This window comes from Salibacterium salarium (genome assembly GCF_030813635.1).
Taxonomy (GTDB): domain Bacteria; phylum Bacillota; class Bacilli; order Bacillales; family Marinococcaceae; genus Salibacterium; species Salibacterium salarium.
Genome location: NZ_JAUSUM010000001.1, coordinates 811,854 through 830,404, shown reverse-complemented (window position 1 = coordinate 830,404; position 18,551 = coordinate 811,854). Strand labels below are relative to the sequence as shown.

Sequence of the window (18,551 nt, the reverse complement as noted above, 5' to 3'; positions counted from 1 at the left end):
TACTGGCACCTATCAACAATGTTATACGTTCTATTGCCATACATAACTAATTCATCACTGAAAATCTTTTTTTAATTTATCAGCCAATACATCTCGCATCATTTCCGGCATGAAGTATTTTTTAGAGGTACTATGAGAAAGTCCAGGATATAATGGACCAAATGTGAACATATCGGCTGTGCCTAACTTATATATTCCATCAGGATCTAAAGGCATGCCGCGCACGGTAATGTCTTTTACGTGCAACTCTTCTTCTATTTCTTCTACTTCGACTTCCATCCCTGAAAACGCCATACGTCCTAATATTTCACCGCGAAATCCGAGACCCTTCAGGGGAAGGTGTATCATTTTATTCGTAAAAGCTGCAGCTATGGTTTCTTTTAATACAGCTCCCTTCACTTCTATTAAACAAGGATTAATTGGATGGGGACATAAACGATGAAGGTCTTTCAACGTTACACTGCCGGGCTGAAGAGACTCCAGTAACAACCCTGAATTCAGCATCGCAATATCAGCTTCACACCAGTCTCGAATAGCTTCCGCCAACAAATCAGCAAATAACGACGGCTCGGTCCACGAAACAGGAATATGATAAGGAAGATCTACGATTGGTGAATTTAACACTTTAGCTGCCTCATCATTTAATTGTTTCAGCAAAGCTTTTGTTTGCGGATGATAGTCTTCCTTACTCACATCCACAGCAGCCCCTTCTTTCTTCATCACTCGCTTCGTTTCTCGGTCTATCAATAGCTTAATCTGTCCAACGTAATAGCTGTTCTTCCCACATTGGGCAATAAGTGTGTTATTTAACAGTACCGACGTTTTTAATAAGTGGTGAGTATGCGCACCAATAATGACATCTATATCAAACTGACGCGCAATTTCTTCATCCTGTGGATAGCCAAGGTGAGAGAGCAGTACCACAACATCAGATTGTGCTCTAACTTCTTCAAGTAATGCTGGCAACATTTCGACCGGATCTCTTATATCCCAGCCTAGTTCACTGTAGAACGGGTAAAAAGGTATCGTTAGCCCGATTAAGCCTACTCTGATTCCTTCCTTTGTCTCTAAAACATCAAAAGGTATTGCCCATCTAGGTCGTTCTCCTTTTTCATTAAAAAGATTGGCAAGCAATACCTTAAATTCAGCATTATCATAAAGACTTTCCAATTCTTCTTTAGAAAGGGTAATTCCTTCATTATTGCCAATTGTGGCATGATGAATGCCGGCTTGATTTATAAGTGTAACGTTACCTTTTCCTCGCGTCGCTTCTGTCATGGGATGTGCACGATCCGCGTGATCACCAATATCCAAAAAAAAGGCGGATTCTTTTTTCTGTTCATGAAAATGGCGGCGTTTTTCCATGAAGGATACAGCAGCCGGCCATTGTTCTAAATGACTATGTAAATCGTTGGTATGGTAAAAATGTAAAGGTATGATTGAAGACAATGCTTGCACCGCCTTTTCCTGCGTGTCATATATGATTATAAACTAGTGAATCCTTGCCACATTAATCTGATTCCAATAATAATAAGAAACACTCGTAGTATCATTACTAAAGTATTACTCTTCAACCGACGATTAATTTCTGCTCCGAGTTTAGCGCCAAACCAAGCTCCCGGGATTAAAGCGAGGGCAAATAACCATTCTACGTTTCCAAGAGCGATATGGGACACAGAGCTGATCAAAGCAGAAAGTAAAACCATAAACATAGATGTGGCTACAGCCAAGTGAGGTGGAAATCCAAACAATAATATCATAACCGGAACCATTAATGAACCTCCGCCAATACCGAATAAACCCGAAAGCATCCCTACCACAAAAGCAATTACAATCGCTACGACAGGTTGAAATCCGTACTCGACTTCTTGCCCGTCTGTGTTAATATATGTTCGTCTGACTCCCTTTCCTTTTATTTTAAGTGGGCTTAATTTATGCCGGACTAACAGAATAAAAGATACGACCACCATAAATAGTCCAAAGAAAATAAGAAAAGGAGCAGCTTCAATATCTTTATTTAACCAAACTCCAAATAATGCGCCTGGGCCACCGCCTATTATGAATACCGCTCCAGCTATGTAATCAACTTTTTTTTGTTTCATATAAGCCAAGGTGGAAGACAAACCTGTAAATATCATAATCAAAAGAGACGTTCCCACCGCAGTCTGTGGCGTAATATCAGCAAAAAAAGCGCTAAATCCACTAAGAATCATTAAAGCAGGCACAACAATGATTCCTCCGCCAAGACCCATCAAACTTCCAAGCGTTCCGGCGAGTAGTCCAGTTGCAACTAACACTACCCATTCCATAGTTTCCCTCTTTTCGTTTTACCAAAGCTATTTTAATAATTTTTACCGTTTATGTTTTGCTTATCCTATTATTTTACTATGATTCCATGTCATCAAACAATGAAATTTGTTGAGGAGCAAGTCCTTCATATGAAATATCGGCAATATCCAGAAAAGTTTTTGCATTCGCAGCAGCGTGTCTGCCCGAATTATTGTTAAAAATAAAATAAATGTGGTTCGTTTGCTGTTCTAATTTTTGCAGGTCTTTGTACCATTCTTCCAACTCATTTCTTGAATAATTATATAAGTACCGTACACTACGCCATCTTTCTCCTTGAACGGGGCTCTTCCAAGCCTCTTTATTTCTGCCGTGTAAACGTACTAACGTTTTATCCTCATGTGTCGGACGTAAAATGGTGGGGACAGAACCAGTCCCTGCTTGTGGTTCGTCGCATATACTATGAATCCATTCCTCTTCTTTCATGAATTCTAATGTTTTCTCTTTATAATCAGAAGAAAACCAAGATTGATGCCGGAATTCTAAGGCACAAGAAAAATCTCCTAATTTTTCTCTAACATAACGTAAATAGGCAACGTTTTCTTTATTGCACTCAAACCACGGGGGAAACTGACATAAAACCATGTCCAATTTCCCTGCTTCCTGTAACGGTTTTAAAGACTCCGTGTAAGCCAAAAACATTTCTTTTTTCGTATCAAACGGAATATCCCCACGCTCATGGCCCGTAATACCTTGATACGCCTTCACAATAAAGGAAAAACGATCTGGAGTTTCCCGAATCCATTTGTTATAGTTTTTTGCTGGTTGAACAGCATAAAATGCCGTATCTAATTCTACAACCGGAAAATGAGAACTATAGGCTTGTAATTTCTCTGTTTGCTTCGTTCCAGGCGGATATATTAGATCATGATCGCCCCATCCCGTTAAACCAACATGAATCATATACCGTTCCTCCTTTTTACAGTGCGTCAAAGAAAAAGCGAACCCTCTACTGGGTTCGCTTTTATCGTGCTTAAACGTAGTATCAAAAATTAACCGATAGAGCCTTCCATTTCGAAACGGATTAAACGGTTCATTTCTACCGCATATTCCATCGGTAATTCTTTAGTAAATGGCTCAATAAAGCCCATTACAATCATCTCTACTGCTTCTTCTTCTGAAACACCGCGACTCATCAAGTAGAAGAGTTGTTCTTCTGACACTTTTGAAACTGTTGCTTCGTGTTCCAGCGCGATATTGTTATTCAAAATCTCATTGTAAGGAATAGTATCGGAAGTTGATTCATTGTCCATAATCAACGTGTCACACTCTACTTTAGACTTAGAGCCTTCCGCTTTGCGTCCAAAGTGTGCGATACCGCGATACGTAACTTTTCCACCATGTTTGGAAATGGATTTAGAAACAATCGTAGAAGAGCAGTTTGGTGCCAAGTGCATCACCTTAGCGCCTGCATCTTGGTGTTGATTCTTCCCTGCGATAGCAATGGAAAGAATAGTACCTTTTGCTCCTTCGCCACGCATCAAAACAGATGGGTATTTCATCGTAAGTTTTGAACCAATATTACCATCTACCCACTCCATTGTTGCGCCTTCGTCAGCAACCGCACGTTTTGTCACAAGGTTATAAACGTTAGGAGCCCAGTTTTGGATTGTCGTGTAACGGCAATATGCATTCTTCTTCACGATAATTTCAACGACTGCGCTGTGCAGAGAGTCTGTGGAGTAAACAGGTGCTGTGCAACCTTCCACATAGTGAACGGAACTATCTTCGTCTGCAATAATTAGCGTACGTTCAAATTGTCCCATATTTTCGGAGTTAATACGGAAATAAGCCTGAAGCGGCGTTTCCGTTTTTACGCCTTTTGGAACATAGATGAATGATCCACCGGACCAAACAGCTGAGTTCAACGCCGAGAATTTATTATCTGATGCCGGGATAACCGTAGCAAAGTGTTGTCTGAACAACTCTTCATTTTCTTTCAGTGCAGTATCTGTATCTTTAAACACAATACCTTGTTCTTCTAGGTCTTCCTGCAAGTTATGATAAACAACTTCAGACTCATATTGAGCTGATACACCAGCTAAATATTTTTGTTCTGCTTCCGGAATACCAAGTTTATCAAATGTGTTTTTAATTTCTTCCGGCACTTCATCCCATGAATTCTCAGAGCGCTCGGAAGGTTTTACATAATAAGTGATGTCATCAAAATGTAAACCTGACAAGTCACCACCCCATTGAGGAGTAGGCATTTTATAAAATTGTTCAAGAGATTTCAAACGGAAATTAAGCATCCATTCCGGTTCCTCTTTGATACTTGAAATTTCACGGACAATATCTTCAGTCAATCCTCGTTCAGACCTGAAAATAGAGACGTCTTTATCATGGAAGCCGTACTGATATTCTTCCATTTCTGGCATTTGCTTAGCCATATTGAATGACCTCCTTTTAGGAAATATTGTTCCTTTGACCTTTGCAACTATTTGAGAAACAACTTCCTTCTTTCATTATAGGGGCTATCCCTTGAAAAAAGAAAGGTATATAATCATTTTTCTTACAATTTACTTGTCTTCTTCTTCATTGAGCCCTTTTTCCATTGCTTTCCATGCAAGTGTAGCACATTTTATTCGTGCCGGAAATTTTGTCACTCCTTGAAGAGCTTCAATATCGCCAAGCTCAAACTTTTCATCATCATAATCCTGACCTTGCATCATTTTTGAGAATATATCGGACATTTCAAGCGCATCTTCTAACGTCTGACCTTTTACTGCTTCCGTCATCATAGATGCAGAAGATAAGCTGATTGAACATCCTTCCCCTACAAACTTAGCGTCGGATATTTTATTGTCATCCACTTTCAGCTGTAGTTGAATACGATCCCCGCAAGTAGGGTTGTTCATATTGATATGAAGAGCGTCGCCTTCTATATCCCCACGGTTTCTCGGGTTCTTATAATGATCCATAATTACTTGGCGGTAAAGAGTATCGAGATTACTATGCAAAGACATCACCAAAATACTCCTTTGTTTTTATTAAACCTTCTTTAAGGGTATCAATATCTTCTTTTGTATTGTACACATAGAAACTAGCGCGGGCCGTTGCGACCACATCAAGCCATTTCATTAAAGGCTGTGCACAATGGTGACCTGCCCGTACCGCAATTCCTTCTGAGTCAAGTACCGTCGCAGCATCATGGGGGTGCACACTGTCTATATTAAACGTAACCAACGCCGCACGTTTATCAGGACCATAGATATGAAGTCCATCTACGTCTTTTAATTGATCCAGTGCATATTGTGCCAGTTCCGTTTCATGGGCTTCGATATTATCCATTCCTATATCTTCAAGAAAATCGATAGCTGCACCTAAACCAATAGCACCAGCAATAATCGGAGTACCACCTTCAAATTTCCACGGTAGCTCTTTCCATGTCGAATCATATAAGTCGACGAAATCAATCATTTCCCCGCCAAACTCTACTGGTTCCATGTTCTCAAGCAGCCGTTTCTTTCCGTACAATACCCCAATACCTGTAGGACCACCCATTTTGTGCCCCGAAAAAGCAAAAAAGTCACAATCAAGTTCCTGTACGTTCACTTTCATATGAGGGACACTTTGGGCACCGTCCACTAGAATAACCGCACCATTGTCATGAGCTATCTGTGCAATTTCCCGAATTGGATTTAACGTACCGAGGACATTAGATACGTGTGTTACAGCCACAATTTTCGTGTTGGATGTAATGGTTGCTTTTACATCCTCAAGCGATAGCGTACCATCAGCCTGCATCGGTATATACTTTAACGTCGCTCCAGTCGCCTTAGCTGTTTGCTGCCATGGAATGATATTACTGTGGTGTTCCATCGGCGTCAGAACGATTTCATCTCCTTCTTGAAGGTTCGTACGTCCATAGCTATAGGCAACGGTATTAATAGCTGTCGTCGTGCCACGTGTGAAAACAATCTCTTGCGTGCTGGCAGCATGAATAAAGGAGCGGACTTTTTCACGTGCACCCTCATAACCGTCTGTCGCGAGACTCCCCAATGTGTGAACGCCTCGGTGAACGTTAGAGTTATAACGTCTATAATAATCTTCCACCGCTTCAATCACCTTATACGGCTTCTGGGAAGTAGCCGCGCTGTCTAAATAGACGAGCGGGCTGTCGTTTACTTCTTGATGCAAAATAGGAAACTGTTTTCTGATTTCCTTTACATCCATTAATACACTTTCCTTTCGATAACTTCAGTCAAGCGATCTTTAACCGCTTGAATTGGAAGTTCGTTTACCACTGGAGCAAGGAATCCGTGGATAATCAAGCGTTCTGCTTCCGTTCTGGAAACACCTCTGCTCATCATATAGAACATTTGCATTGGGTCGACACGTCCAACAGATGCCGCGTGACCAGCTGTTACATCATCCTCATCAATAAGCAAAATAGGGTTAGCATCTCCGCGTGCTTTTTCACTAAGCATTAATACGCGTTCTGTCTGCTGTCCATCTGCTTTTGTACCACCTTTTTCAATCTTTGTGACACCATTAAAGATAGAAGAAGCTTTATCTTTCATAACACCGTGAGTGAGGATGTGCCCGGTTGAGTGTTTTCCGTAATGCACAATATTGGTCCAGAAGTTTTGGCTTTGGTCATCACGTCCAATTGATACAGCTTTTGTATCGGCATGAGACCCGTCACCTAGAAGGTAGGTAGTGTTGTCTGAAACCGTGTTTCCTTCGTTCATTTGACCTAATGCCCACTCCAAGTAGCCATCTTTATCAACATGACCGCGACGATTCACATATGTCGTAACCCCTTTTTCAAAGTGATCGACACCGCCGTAAGAAACGCTTGAACCTGCGCCGGCATAAACTTCTGCAATAATATTAGCTACAGCGTTCTGTTCTTTATTAAAGGAAACATAGTTCTCAAGATAAGTCACTTCACTATTATCTTCTGCCACTACAACAACATGGTTGAAAAGCCCGACTTCCGGGTCTTCCTGCCAATAAATTGTTTGAAGAGGAGCCTCTACTTTTACATTTTTAGGAACATAAATAAATGTACCACCGTTTAGTAGAGCTACATGGAGTGCGGTAAGACGATGTTCATCAACATCAACTGCTTTACCCATGAAGTATTTCTTGAGAAGGTCGCTGTGGTCTTTCGCCGCTGTCTCTATATCTAGAAACAGTACACCCTGTTCTTTTAAATGATCGCTTGCTTTCTTGTAAATCGGCTTTCCATCGCGAAAGACAATGAGATTCTGTTCTTCACTGCTGCGATCAATAAGCTTCTGTACATCATCGTGAAGATCATCGACAGAATCAACTGTTGCTACTTCACCCGAATCGTGCTTGAATTCTGTGAAATTCCATGTTTTTATATTCGTTTTTTCTGGCTTAGGAAGCTCCAGCTCATCCACAAGACGGATAGCAGCAAGGCGCTCTTCTGTAAGCCATTCTGGTTCACCACGATTTTGAGAATACTCTCTTACGTAATTTTCATCAAACGTCCATTTTGTATCCACTGACATCATATAACCTCCCTGCTATTACGCCTCTTCGCCGACTTTTTCGTCTTCTATTCCAAGTTCTGCTTTAATCCAGTCGTACCCTTCATTCTCTAATCGTTCAGCCAACTCAGCACCGCCAGATTTCACAACACGTCCTTGCATCATAACGTGAACTTTATCTGGTGTGATGTAGTTCAACAGACGCTGATAGTGTGTAATAATTAAGCAGCCAAACTCAGGCCCTTTCACGCTGTTTATCCCCTTAGAAACAACTTTAAGGGCATCGATATCAAGACCGGAGTCAATTTCGTCAAGAATAGCCAATCTTGGTTCAAGCATTAGAAGTTGAAGAATTTCGTTACGTTTCTTCTCCCCGCCAGAGAACCCTTCGTTTAAGTAACGCTGAGCGAAAGATTGATCTATTTCCAGTTCATCCATCTTGTTATCCATTTTTCTAATGAACTTCATCAATGAAATCTCGTCGCCTTCCTCACGATTAGCATTAATTGCAGAACGCATGAAGTCTGAGTTTGTCACTCCGCTGATTTCACTTGGATATTGCATGGCAAGGAACATTCCTGCATGCGCACGCTCGTCCACTTCCATTTCAAGGACGTCTTTACCATCAAGATAAACGCTACCTTTAGTAATGTCATATCTTGGGTGACCCATGATTGCGGAAGCAAGTGTAGACTTACCCGTTCCGTTAGGTCCCATAATTGCGTGAATTTCTCCACCGTTAATTTCTAAATCCAACCCTTTAATAATTTCTGAACCGTCAATCTCGACATGAAGATTTTCGATTTTAAGTGTTGATCCTGCCATATGAAATACCTCCATCGTATCAATTTTAAAGGAATTTTTACGCTTCCTTATAATTCTCAATTTATTCTCATTATTATTTTATAACAAATCCAAATAGACTTCAAGAAAAGAGAAACTCCCCCGATCTCTTGTCTTTCTGTCATTTAAAAAGGGAGCCGCCATGATTAGGCTCAGCCCCCCCTTCTTCATTGAATTCACTTTTTATAGTATAACAAAGATACTTTCTCCGAGAAAGTAAAATACTTACTTAAAGCTTATGAAACTCTGCTGCAAGTTGGCAACTTGCTTTATAATCCCGTTCTCTCGACGCTTCTACTTTCAATCGTTTTTCTAAACTTCGATTGTACTCTGCGTAACCGAAACCGTGTGATTGATGCATAGCTTTTTCCATTTCATTCGTAATTGTATGGATAATAAATCCATCCTTTCTTTTGTTATAACACGGTTTTAACTATATCATTCAGGTTTTATCACAACAAAACGGAATAATTGTTAAATTATCTTACAATTCAATCTTAGAAAGGATGGTTCTGAATATTTTTAAATATAGTTACAATTGCGCTGAGTTTCTTCCCTATACTACTGTGTTAGTGAACGTTATTGCCCGTTTGTAACTCGTCTATTGATTCTTGAACCAGTGTCACTGCTTGGCTCATTGCGGCTCCCCCTCCGAATGCTGCGGTGACTCCTATCGTTTCAAGAATTTCTTTTTCAGAGCAACCTTCATCTAAACAACCTTTCGTGTGATAAATGATACAATATTCATCTTGTGCAAAAACACTAATTCCTAATGCAATTCTTTGTTTTTCTTTTTGAGATAACGCTCCTTTGGCAAAGCAAGCTTCTGTGAAGGCATTATATCTTCTTGCTATATGTGGTATCTTTTCATTAAATTGACTCAATCCCTCTTTGTACTCTTGCAACGCTTGTTGAACCATTGATTGTTGTTGGTTTTCTTGTTCCGGCATCTGGAATCCCCCTATTTTTTCCTTTAGCCTTAGTATGCTTCAAACGCTTACTCTCATTCTTATGTTTCAACATTTGCAATTTTTCCTGTAACGGGGCCTGTAAATCGATGTTCATATCTCCATTGCATGATCTCCTTACCAATGAAAAAAGCCCGGGAATACCGGGCTTTTTGTACGATTATATTATTCATTTGCTGGAACAACGGCTCCACCGTATTCATCATTAATGAACTCCGTCACCTCATCAGATTGAAGAACTTCAACTAATGTTTGAATGTCCTCATTGTCTTCATCTTCACTCCGAGCTGCGATTATATTTACGTATGGATTCTCGTCCGTATTTTCAAATGCAATCGCATCTTCCGCTGGATCTAAATCAGCATCAAGTGCATAGTTCGAGTTAATAAGGACAGCGTCTCCTTCTCCATTTTTATAAGCCTGAGGAAGTGTAGCCGGTTCTATATCAGCACGAAACTCAAAATTGTTCGGATTCTCTTCAATATCCTCAATTGTTGCATCCACACCTGCGTCATCCGGTAATGTAATGAGACCTTCCTTTTGTAACATTAACAAAATGCGGCCGTGATCGGTAACTGAACTACCCATAATGATTTCAGCATTTTCCGGCAAGTCCTCTAATGAATCATATTCCTGGGAGTAAAGACCAATTGGCTCAATATGAATGCCTCCCATGTTAATGAAGTCAAAGTTTTCATTTTCTTCGAGTTGATTTTCAAAATAAGGAACGTGTTGAAAATAGTTCGCATCAATTTCTTCTTGAGCAAGAGCCTTATTCGGAAGAACATAATCATTGAACGTTTCAATTTCAAGATCAATGCCCTCTTCTGCTAATTGATCAGACGCAAATTCTAAAATTTCAGCGTGAGGTACATTTGACGCTCCTACTGTTAACGTTGTGTTTTCTTCTGATGCTTGGTCTTCCCCATCGCCTGATTCTTGTTCCTCATTTTCTCCTGTGCCGCAAGCAGCTAGTAGTAATACAAGCGCAAACACGGCAAACAATTGCCATACATTTTTCATAATAAAATCCCCCTCTTATCTTTTATCTGTTTTGTACGTTATCCAATCGCCTATCGTTTGAAAGATAAACACGATGATAAGAACGATAACCGTTGCCGCAAACGTAACATCCGGTTGAGTCCGCTGGAATCCTTCTCTGTAAGCAAGATCTCCTAGACCACCTGCTCCAATTGCTCCTGCCATCGCCGTATAACTCACAAGAGTGATACCGGTAACGGTGATTCCAGAAATGAGTGCAGGCATTGATTCTGGCAACAGCACTTTCATAATAATGCTCCATTGACCAGCACCCATAGACTGTGCTGCTTCAATTACACCTTTATCCACTTCCCGGAGTCCAATTTCAACAAGTCTAGCATAAAATGGAGCAGCACCTACAATCAAGGCCGGTAATGCAGCACTTGGTCCGAGCATCGTTCCAATCAATAGGTTTGTAAATGGGATAAGCAATATTAGTAATATAATAAACGGAACCGAACGGAATATATTCACAACTGTCGCGGTAATGGCATGAATCGTTTTGTTTTCCCAAAAGTTTCCTTTATCTGTTAAATATAAAAGCAATCCTAAGATAATTCCCAATACAAAGGTGATTGCCACCGCAACAATACTCATATATACCGTTTCGAGCGACGCTTCCCACATACTTTCCCAATTCACATTCGGCAACAAATTATTAATCATTCTTTAACACCTCCGCTTCTACACGGTGGTCTTCAAGGAACTGTAACGCTTTATCCAAGTTTTCTTGTTCTCCCTGAAGTTCGACAAACAACGTTCCATAACTACCTTCTCTTGTTTTAGACACCTTGCCTTGCAATATGTTCACAGCAACACCGCAGTGGCGTATCAACTCGGTCATTACAGGCTGCTCGGCGTCTTCTCCTAAAAACATAAGCTTGATAATAGGACCTTGATTTTTGTCATGGAGCCAGTCAGAGATAGATTCCATCGTTTCCTCCGGCTCTGTCACTTGTTTCACAAATTCTTTTGTCATTTCTTCTTTAGGCTGACGGAATACATCAAGTACCGGACCTTGCTCGACAATACGTCCTTCTTCCATAACAGCAACACGATGACAGATTTTACGAATGACATGCATTTCATGAGTAATCAGAACAATCGTTAGACCAAGTTTTTTATTTATATCAGTCAGTAAATCTAAAATCGAATCTGTCGTTTTGGGATCAAGCGCTGATGTAGCCTCATCACACAACAACACTTTAGGGTTATTAGCTAAAGCTCTTGCAATACCGACCCGTTGTTTTTGTCCACCACTTAGCTGGGAAGGATATGCGTCTTCACGGCCTTTTAACCCAACCAAATCGATTAACTCATGGACTCGGCTGTTCCTGTCTTCTTTAGCAACACCGGCAATTTCTAATGGAAAAGCTATGTTTTCTTTCACCGTTCTCGACCAAAGTAGGTTAAAATGTTGAAAAATCATACTGATTTCTTGTCTGGCCTCACGCAGCGAACGGCCGCTTAACGATGACATATCCTTATCCGCTACCGTTACATTTCCACTAGTCGGGCGTTCGAGCATATTAAGGATACGAATTAATGTACTCTTTCCCGCACCGCTATAACCGATGATTCCAAAAATTTCTCCCTCGTCAACCGATAAATCAACGGAATCAACAGCTGTAATCGTAGAGGCGGATGTCTTAAATATTTTGGATAATTGTTTTAATGATATCATGATTCATCCCTCGTCTACTTAATCCTGATTAATCTTATCAGAAAACTTATTAAAAAACCTTAGAAAAATCCGGCTTTTCAGCTCGGAGTGTAGGAACAACGTTGTTCCTTTCTATATTATGCATGTCATTTCTTCGTATTGTCTATCAAATTGCACACTAGAGAAGTGTTTCAGCCTTTCAGACAAAATGAATACTAGCATGACTATCCTTTCATGTCAACACGGAAAGCATGATGTGATATTCGCTAGTAAAAGAGTCTGTTTCGCTAGAAAATGCTCTAAAATAAAAATGCGGGCATTTTACTGAGGTATCCTTCTCCATAAAATGCCCGCTTGTTCATCCTGCTTCCAATACATTAAATTGTGCGCATACTAAACGGTAATATTCTCCGTTATGACGCATAAGTTCATCATGATTGCCTTGTTCTAACACACGCCCTTGTTCTAGCACCATGATTTTATCGGCCTCTCTAATAGTTGAGAGTCTATGTGCAATCATAATAGCTGTTCTTCCCTTTAATAAGGTTTTCAAAGCGTGTTGAATAATTTGTTCGGTTTCGGTATCAATGGATGCTGTTGCTTCATCAAGAATTAAAATACGCGGATCCGCAAGCAAAGCTCTCGCAAACGAAATAAGCTGCCGTTCACCGACTGACAACACATTTCCCCGTTCTTCCACTTCCGTATCGTAGCCATTTTTTAATTCACGAATAAATTGATCAGCACCTACTTGGTAAGCAGCCTCCATCACTTCTTCGTCTGTAGCATTCGGTTCTCCAAAGCGGATATTTTCCATTATTGTGCCTGAAAAAATAAAGGTATCCTGCAATACGACACTGACTTGAGAACGGATACTGTCAATAGTGACATCTCGCAAGTCTTTCCCATCAATCATGACTCTTCCTTTCGTCGGATCATAAAATCGGCTGATAAGATTAACAATCGTTGTCTTCCCAGAACCTGTATGACCAACAAGTGCAAAAGTTTCTCCTGGTTTCATGTGAATATCCATTTCATGTAATGCAACGCGTGTTTCGTCATAGCTGAACTCCACTTTGTCAAAACGAACATCACCTTCTATATCTCCAAGTGACGTTGCATTCTTTTTTTCCGGTACAGATGGTCTTTCGTCCATATATTCAAATATGCGCTCGGAAGAAGCCATTGCCATAAGTAATTGATTGTAAATTTGACCAAGACGAGATATAGGCTCCCAAAACATTCCTAAGAACGTCGCAAAGGTTACAAAATTACCGATTGAAAAAGCCGTTGTATCAATCAAGTAAATACCATACCAAATTAGTATAGCTGTGCCTACCGCATTGGATAATTCCACAAGCGGCCGGAATTTAGCACTTTTTCTCGTCGCTTGATCCCACGCATCAAACGTATCTTTATTAAGATCTGAAAAGTAATCCATATTTTCGTACTCTTGGGTATAGGCTTGCGTCACGCGAATACCTTGAATGCTTTCATTTAAATGAGAGTTCATCGTCGATTGCTTCAATCTAACAACTTGCCAGGAGCGACGAATCTTTTTTCGTAAATTCGTAGAAATGTAAAACATAATCGGCAGTACAACCATGATCGCAATCGTCAGCTCTGGACTAATTACAAACAGAATCGTGATGATCCCCAAAAGCATAACCGTATCCATCATCAAATTAATGACACCATTCGTGAACAACTCTTGCAAAGAATGAACGTCATTCGTTACCCTGACCAGAATAGAACCCGCCGAACGCTGATCAAAAAAACGATGGGATAATCGTTGAATATGATTGAATAAGTCACGCCGCAAATCAAAAATCACATATTGCCCGACTTGATTAATCCATTTTATACGAAAAAAGTTGGCAATCCATTGAATAGCATACATGCCTGCTAAAATTATTGTAATCCACATGAGCAACGTCCAGTTTCCGGGACGGATTGCTTCATCTATCGTATTACCAATTAGAACAGGGGCAATTAACCGTATGATTGTACCTATCAGCATTGCGGCCACTGCAAGCGGCAGCAGCCGTTTTGAATAAGGTTTCATATAACGCAATAAACGTTTTAATTGATCCCAGTTGAACGCCTTATCAATCACATTATCCTGCGAGTAATGAAAACGTCCTTGTGACGCTCTATCTTGAACAGTGATTTTACCCTTTTTCAACCTTTTCCCTCCTTGTTCTTAAGCGTGGCGTTTCAAAACGGCATCCCGATCTTGAAATTGAATGTCATAAATTTTTCTATACACGCTCTTATTTTCTAACAATTCCTCATGCACACCGTGTTCAATAACTTTTCCGTGTTCTAATACCATAATTTGATCTGCATGTTTTAATGAAGAAATTCTGTGAGCAATAATAAACGTCGTCCTTCCTTTCATTACTTCCTGAAAAGCTGCTTGAATCCGCTGTTCCGTTTCCATATCAACAGCGCTCGTTGCGTCATCCAGAACGAGGATAGCAGGATTGACTAATATAGCCCGGGCAATAGCAATTCGCTGCTTCTGGCCACCGGACAATCCCATGCCTCTTTCACCGAGCACCGTGTCATATCCGTGTTCCATATCTATAATAAAATCATGCGCCTGTGCCCTTTTCGCGGCATCTACTATATCGTTCATATTTGCGTATGGGTTTCCATAAGAGATATTGTCCCGAATAGTGGAAGAAAACAAAAACGATTCCTGCAGTACAAAACCAATATTTTTACGCAAGTCAGCTAATCTATAATGAGACATTGGTTTTCCATCAATGAAAATGTCTCCCTTTTTCGGTTCATAAAATCCGGAAATTAATTGCGTTATCGTCGTTTTCCCGGCTCCTGTTGCACCAATTAAACCTATCGTTTCACCTGGAGAGGCATGAAAAGAAATATTATTTAAGGCTTGTTGATCTTCACCTTCATACGTATGACTAATATTTGCAAAGGTTACATCTCCTTGCAGCTGATCAACGGCCACTGCATTTGTCCTATGATCTACCTCTCCTTCATCTAACACCTCAAGCAGTCTCTCCCCGGATGCTTTCGATTGAGAAAAGGTATTAATGATAAAACCAAGATTCATCAAAGGTCCAATAATGTACCAAATTAAGCTAAAAGAAGCGGCAAGCTGACCAATTTGGAGTTGTCCTTGCATGACAAGAAAACCACCGTATCCAAGTAATACAACAACACAAATGTTCCCTATAAGCTCCATCACCGGAAAGAATTTAGCCCATAAACCAGCGGTATATAACGATTTATTTTTATAATCATCATTTCTGTGTTCGAACCGTCCGATTTCAAAATCTTCTTTGGACAATGATTTCACCGTGCTCATTCCACTCACATTTTCCTGGACTTTAGTCGTAAGTGAGGCAAACGATTCTCTAATTCGCTTAAATCCAGGGTGCACTTTACGATCGAAACGATACACAACAATAGCTAAAAACGGCATCGAAACTAGTGTCATTAGTGCTAACTGCGGGCTGTAAAACATCATGACTCCAAAGCTGAAAGAAACGATTAATACTAAATTAATGACTTGGGCAAAACCAAACGAAAGAAAAAAACGAAAGGCTTCCACGTCAGCGGTCAACCTCGACATGAGATCGCCCGTTTTTGCATTATCATAAAAGGTAAAGGGAAGGAACTGTAATTTTTTATATAAGCGATCACGCAGCCGATACACAGAACGAATTCCAAACATATCCCCACAGTATTGATGAATATATGTCGCAATCGCTTTCAACACAGTAATAAGTACAAACCCCACCGCCAGATACGGCAGCAATCCCCAATTCGACCCTATGACCACTTCATCAATTGCATACTGAAGTACAATTGGATAAGCCATCGTTAAACTTGTCATTACGATTAAAAAACATATGGATATAACGAAAAGTCGCTTATCCGGCCAATAAAAGTCTTTTAATCTTTTAAAGATGTACATCGTATCCCTCCTAATTGGAACCCTTTTTACAGCAGTATTATTACTATATCGACTTTCGAAATAGTTATCGAGAAGCAGGACGACCCGTGAAGTGTAAAGAATTTAAGAAAAGTGAAGAAAAAAGGGTTTAATTCATGACTATCGTTTGATTTGAAAAATTTTGAAAGTTAAAGGAGGAACCGCTTTCATTTTTGTTTGTAAATATAAATTATTTTAATAAATTCCGGAACACCAGCTTCGATTATGGTAGCCATTGTTTTTAGAATTTACTTGCTCTTCTGGCGTGAAATTTATATTTTAAGTTGCGCGTTTACATTTATGTATTCCCTGTGGATATAAATCTTTATTTCATTTTCACAAGTCATTCTTAATGTTTATACTATGCCATAAAAAAACACCCCAAGAAGAAAGATCTTTTGGGGTGAATGTTTTTGTTTATTCTTCTAACACTGGTTCCTCTTTTGTAATACCAATTTCATTCAAATATACTTCGGTCCCGTCACCAATGGATATATTGGTGACTCTCTTATTGGCTGCAGACATAACTGACCGATATAAAGTCGGAAAAACTGGTACTTCTTCTGTCATCAATTGCTGCCATTCATTGTAAACCTCTGAACGATAATCTAAATCAAAAGCTTCGTCGGAGAGACCGTCATTAATTAATTCATCATTTTTTTCACTCGTATACCGTGAATAATTAGATGGGCTTGTGCGTCCATACAATGAACCAGGATCCACATCAATACCAACACCCCATGCAGCTTGAAACACATCAATATCCTCATCATCATTTTCAACTCGATCATAAAAGGCATTAAACTCTTGCAAACGCCCATCTAATAGTTCAACATTCAAACCAACTTGTTCCCATGCCTGTATATAATACTTAGCAATTGGCTCAGCCGTGTCGCCGCCTTCCATTGAAGCAAATTGAATGGTAATCTCCTCTCCATCAGGGTCCTCACGAAAACCATCATCATTAACGTCCATATACCCTGCCTCATCCAAGATATCGTTCGCCATTTCTTGATCATATTGTAATCCTTCATTATTTTCATCATGATAATTCGGGTGCGAAGGCGGAATTAACGTTGTTCCTGCCCAACGAAGACCGTCATAAAAGTTATCAGCTACGGCTTGATTGTCAACAGCGTGAGCCATTGCTTTTCTCAAGTTAACATCTGCCATCTTAGCATCGGGATTCATTACATTTTCACCAGCAGCTGCATCCCATTCTCCAAGTTTAAATCCGATATAGGTGTAGGCTCTATCCGTCGTTGCTATATAATCTAGATTCGAAACATCTTTGTTATCTGTATACTGGTCTGTCGGAAATTCAGGAGCATAATCTATCTCACCGCTTCGCAAAGCTTCAGCAACAACGTTTGGTCCAACCACTTGTAATACGACTTCGTCTAAATTCGGTTCACCACGCCAATAGTCTTTGTTTTTTTCTAGTGTTACCGACTCACCTGGAACAATATTTTCTACTTTAAAAGGCCCAAAACCAATAGGATTTTCTCTTACCGCACCAGAAGACTCCATCTCCTCTATTGGAATATCTTCGAAAATGTGTTTTGCCAACGGATAATTCCACAGCCCGCCAGTTACTATAGATGGGGTTGCTTCAGTAAATGTAACTTCTATTGTTTTTTCATCGATAATCTCTATTCCGGAAATACTATCAGCTTCTCCCTCGTGATACTCGGGCATTCCTTCCACGTTTGCAATATCTTCACCATAGCGCATCCCTGTATAATCCGGATGTCCAATCACTTCATAAGCATAAGCAAGATCTTCCGCCTTTACCGGCTCACCATCATGCCAGTTAACATCATCACGAATTTCGATGGTATATGTCCGATTATCATCAGAGACCTCATAGGTTGCCGCTCCATTATTATTATAAACATAATCCTCACCCCACTCCAGCAGCGCTTCATCAAACCATTGTAAAATCTGGGCATCGTGTGTCCCGAAATAAAAACTCCAGTTCAACGTTCCTTCAAAAGCAGAATCGCTTGTCAACGCTACGTTCATGGATCCACCATCGATTATGTCGTCGCTGCCGCTGTTTTTCAGATTGCTAAAATCATCTATTGACACCAGATCCTTGCTTTCAGGTGATTCTCCGTCCGACTTTTCATCGTTTAATTCCTCTTCCACGTCTATTTTTGTTTCATCATTTGAACAGGCTGTTATCCCGACCAGTAAAACAAGTATTACAAGGTACCAACATCTACTTGACTTTACCTTTTTCATATTTTCTT

At 40.1% G+C, this 18,551-nt stretch carries 16 protein-coding genes; all 16 read right to left on the bottom strand.

Annotation, left to right across the window (positions count from 1 at the left end):
- Window positions 1–54 precede the first annotated feature (54 nt).
- A complete protein-coding gene (locus J2S78_RS03945; RefSeq protein ID WP_306896456.1) occupies window positions 55–1,449 on the bottom strand; it encodes a bifunctional metallophosphatase/5'-nucleotidase in 1,395 nt (464 codons plus the stop codon).
- A 35-nt stretch (window positions 1,450–1,484) separates the two neighbouring features.
- Entirely contained in the window at window positions 1,485–2,309 is an 825-nt protein-coding gene (locus tag J2S78_RS03940) for a sulfite exporter TauE/SafE family protein (protein WP_306896454.1), read from the bottom strand.
- A gap of 76 nt (window positions 2,310–2,385) precedes the next feature.
- Window positions 2,386–3,249, bottom strand: a complete 864-nt coding sequence (locus J2S78_RS03935) for a DUF72 domain-containing protein (RefSeq protein WP_306896452.1) — start codon at window positions 3,247–3,249, stop codon at window positions 2,386–2,388.
- Window positions 3,250–3,338: 89 nt separating this feature from the next.
- Window positions 3,339–4,736 (bottom strand): Fe-S cluster assembly protein SufB, encoded by a 1,398-nt coding sequence (sufB, locus tag J2S78_RS03930; protein WP_306896450.1) that lies wholly within the window; start codon window positions 4,734–4,736, stop codon window positions 3,339–3,341.
- 129 nt (window positions 4,737–4,865) lie between these two features.
- Window positions 4,866–5,312 (bottom strand): Fe-S cluster assembly sulfur transfer protein SufU, encoded by a 447-nt coding sequence (gene sufU / locus J2S78_RS03925; RefSeq protein ID WP_306896991.1) that lies wholly within the window; start codon window positions 5,310–5,312, stop codon window positions 4,866–4,868.
- Window positions 5,299–6,522 carry a cysteine desulfurase gene (locus tag J2S78_RS03920; protein WP_306896448.1) on the bottom strand — a complete coding sequence of 408 codons (1,224 nt, stop codon included), beginning with the start codon at window positions 6,520–6,522 and terminating at the stop codon, window positions 5,299–5,301. The genes sufU and J2S78_RS03920 overlap by 14 nt, the downstream gene beginning before the upstream one ends.
- Window positions 6,522–7,832: a Fe-S cluster assembly protein SufD gene (gene sufD / locus J2S78_RS03915; RefSeq protein WP_306896446.1), complete on the bottom strand. Its 1,311-nt coding sequence runs from the start codon at window positions 7,830–7,832 to the stop codon at window positions 6,522–6,524. Before sufD ends, J2S78_RS03920 begins: the two co-directional genes overlap by 1 nt.
- Before the next feature lie 18 nt (window positions 7,833–7,850).
- Window positions 7,851–8,636 carry a Fe-S cluster assembly ATPase SufC gene (gene sufC / locus J2S78_RS03910; RefSeq protein WP_125554941.1) on the bottom strand — a complete coding sequence of 262 codons (786 nt, stop codon included), beginning with the start codon at window positions 8,634–8,636 and terminating at the stop codon, window positions 7,851–7,853.
- A 247-nt stretch (window positions 8,637–8,883) separates the two neighbouring features.
- Window positions 8,884–9,015, bottom strand: coding sequence for a YuzK family famiily protein (locus J2S78_RS03905; protein ID WP_306896444.1), 132 nt, complete (start codon window positions 9,013–9,015; stop codon window positions 8,884–8,886).
- 208 nt (window positions 9,016–9,223) lie between these two features.
- Window positions 9,224–9,604 (bottom strand): carboxymuconolactone decarboxylase family protein, encoded by a 381-nt coding sequence (locus J2S78_RS03900; protein WP_306896442.1) that lies wholly within the window; start codon window positions 9,602–9,604, stop codon window positions 9,224–9,226.
- A gap of 183 nt (window positions 9,605–9,787) precedes the next feature.
- Complete coding sequence (locus tag J2S78_RS03895; protein WP_306896440.1) at window positions 9,788–10,645, bottom strand: MetQ/NlpA family ABC transporter substrate-binding protein; 858 nt, start codon at window positions 10,643–10,645, stop codon at window positions 9,788–9,790.
- A 15-nt stretch (window positions 10,646–10,660) separates the two neighbouring features.
- The gene (locus J2S78_RS03890; protein WP_306896439.1) at window positions 10,661–11,329 is read right to left on the bottom strand and encodes a methionine ABC transporter permease; all 669 of its coding nucleotides are present in this window, start codon (window positions 11,327–11,329) and stop codon (window positions 10,661–10,663) included.
- The gene (locus J2S78_RS03885; protein WP_306896437.1) at window positions 11,322–12,347 is read right to left on the bottom strand and encodes a methionine ABC transporter ATP-binding protein; all 1,026 of its coding nucleotides are present in this window, start codon (window positions 12,345–12,347) and stop codon (window positions 11,322–11,324) included. Before J2S78_RS03885 ends, J2S78_RS03890 begins: the two co-directional genes overlap by 8 nt.
- A gap of 337 nt (window positions 12,348–12,684) precedes the next feature.
- Window positions 12,685–14,511 carry an ABC transporter ATP-binding protein gene (locus J2S78_RS03880; protein WP_306896435.1) on the bottom strand — a complete coding sequence of 609 codons (1,827 nt, stop codon included), beginning with the start codon at window positions 14,509–14,511 and terminating at the stop codon, window positions 12,685–12,687.
- Window positions 14,512–14,529: 18 nt separating this feature from the next.
- A complete protein-coding gene (locus tag J2S78_RS03875; RefSeq protein WP_306896433.1) occupies window positions 14,530–16,278 on the bottom strand; it encodes an ABC transporter ATP-binding protein in 1,749 nt (582 codons plus the stop codon).
- Between the two features lie 435 nt (window positions 16,279–16,713).
- The gene (gene opp4A, locus J2S78_RS03870) at window positions 16,714–18,543 is read right to left on the bottom strand and encodes an oligopeptide ABC transporter substrate-binding protein (RefSeq protein ID WP_306896431.1); all 1,830 of its coding nucleotides are present in this window, start codon (window positions 18,541–18,543) and stop codon (window positions 16,714–16,716) included.
- Between the last annotated feature and the right edge of the window lie 8 nt (window positions 18,544–18,551).

Excerpts from the sequence above, each read along its gene's own strand:
- J2S78_RS03885 (WP_306896437.1), bottom strand. The coding sequence starts at position 12,347 with ATGATATCATTAAAACAATTATCCAAAATATTTAAGACATCCGCCTCT.
- J2S78_RS03905 (WP_306896444.1), bottom strand. The coding sequence starts at position 9,015 with ATGCATCAATCACACGGTTTCGGTTACGCAGAGTACAATCGAAGTTTA.
- opp4A (WP_306896431.1), bottom strand. The coding sequence starts at position 18,543 with ATGAAAAAGGTAAAGTCAAGTAGATGTTGGTACCTTGTAATACTTGTT.
- J2S78_RS03940 (WP_306896454.1), bottom strand. The coding sequence starts at position 2,309 with ATGGAATGGGTAGTGTTAGTTGCAACTGGACTACTCGCCGGAACGCTT.
- J2S78_RS03875 (WP_306896433.1), bottom strand. The coding sequence starts at position 16,278 with ATGTACATCTTTAAAAGATTAAAAGACTTTTATTGGCCGGATAAGCGA.
- sufU (WP_306896991.1), bottom strand. The coding sequence starts at position 5,312 with ATGTCTTTGCATAGTAATCTCGATACTCTTTACCGCCAAGTAATTATG.
- J2S78_RS03890 (WP_306896439.1), bottom strand. The coding sequence starts at position 11,329 with ATGATTAATAATTTGTTGCCGAATGTGAATTGGGAAAGTATGTGGGAA.
- sufB (WP_306896450.1), bottom strand. The coding sequence starts at position 4,736 with ATGGCTAAGCAAATGCCAGAAATGGAAGAATATCAGTACGGCTTCCAT.
- sufC (WP_125554941.1), bottom strand. The coding sequence starts at position 8,636 with ATGGCAGGATCAACACTTAAAATCGAAAATCTTCATGTCGAGATTGAC.
- J2S78_RS03895 (WP_306896440.1), bottom strand. The coding sequence starts at position 10,645 with ATGAAAAATGTATGGCAATTGTTTGCCGTGTTTGCGCTTGTATTACTA.
- J2S78_RS03900 (WP_306896442.1), bottom strand. The coding sequence starts at position 9,604 with ATGCCGGAACAAGAAAACCAACAACAATCAATGGTTCAACAAGCGTTG.
- J2S78_RS03920 (WP_306896448.1), bottom strand. The coding sequence starts at position 6,522 with ATGGATGTAAAGGAAATCAGAAAACAGTTTCCTATTTTGCATCAAGAA.
- sufD (WP_306896446.1), bottom strand. The coding sequence starts at position 7,832 with ATGTCAGTGGATACAAAATGGACGTTTGATGAAAATTACGTAAGAGAG.
- J2S78_RS03935 (WP_306896452.1), bottom strand. The coding sequence starts at position 3,249 with ATGATTCATGTTGGTTTAACGGGATGGGGCGATCATGATCTAATATAT.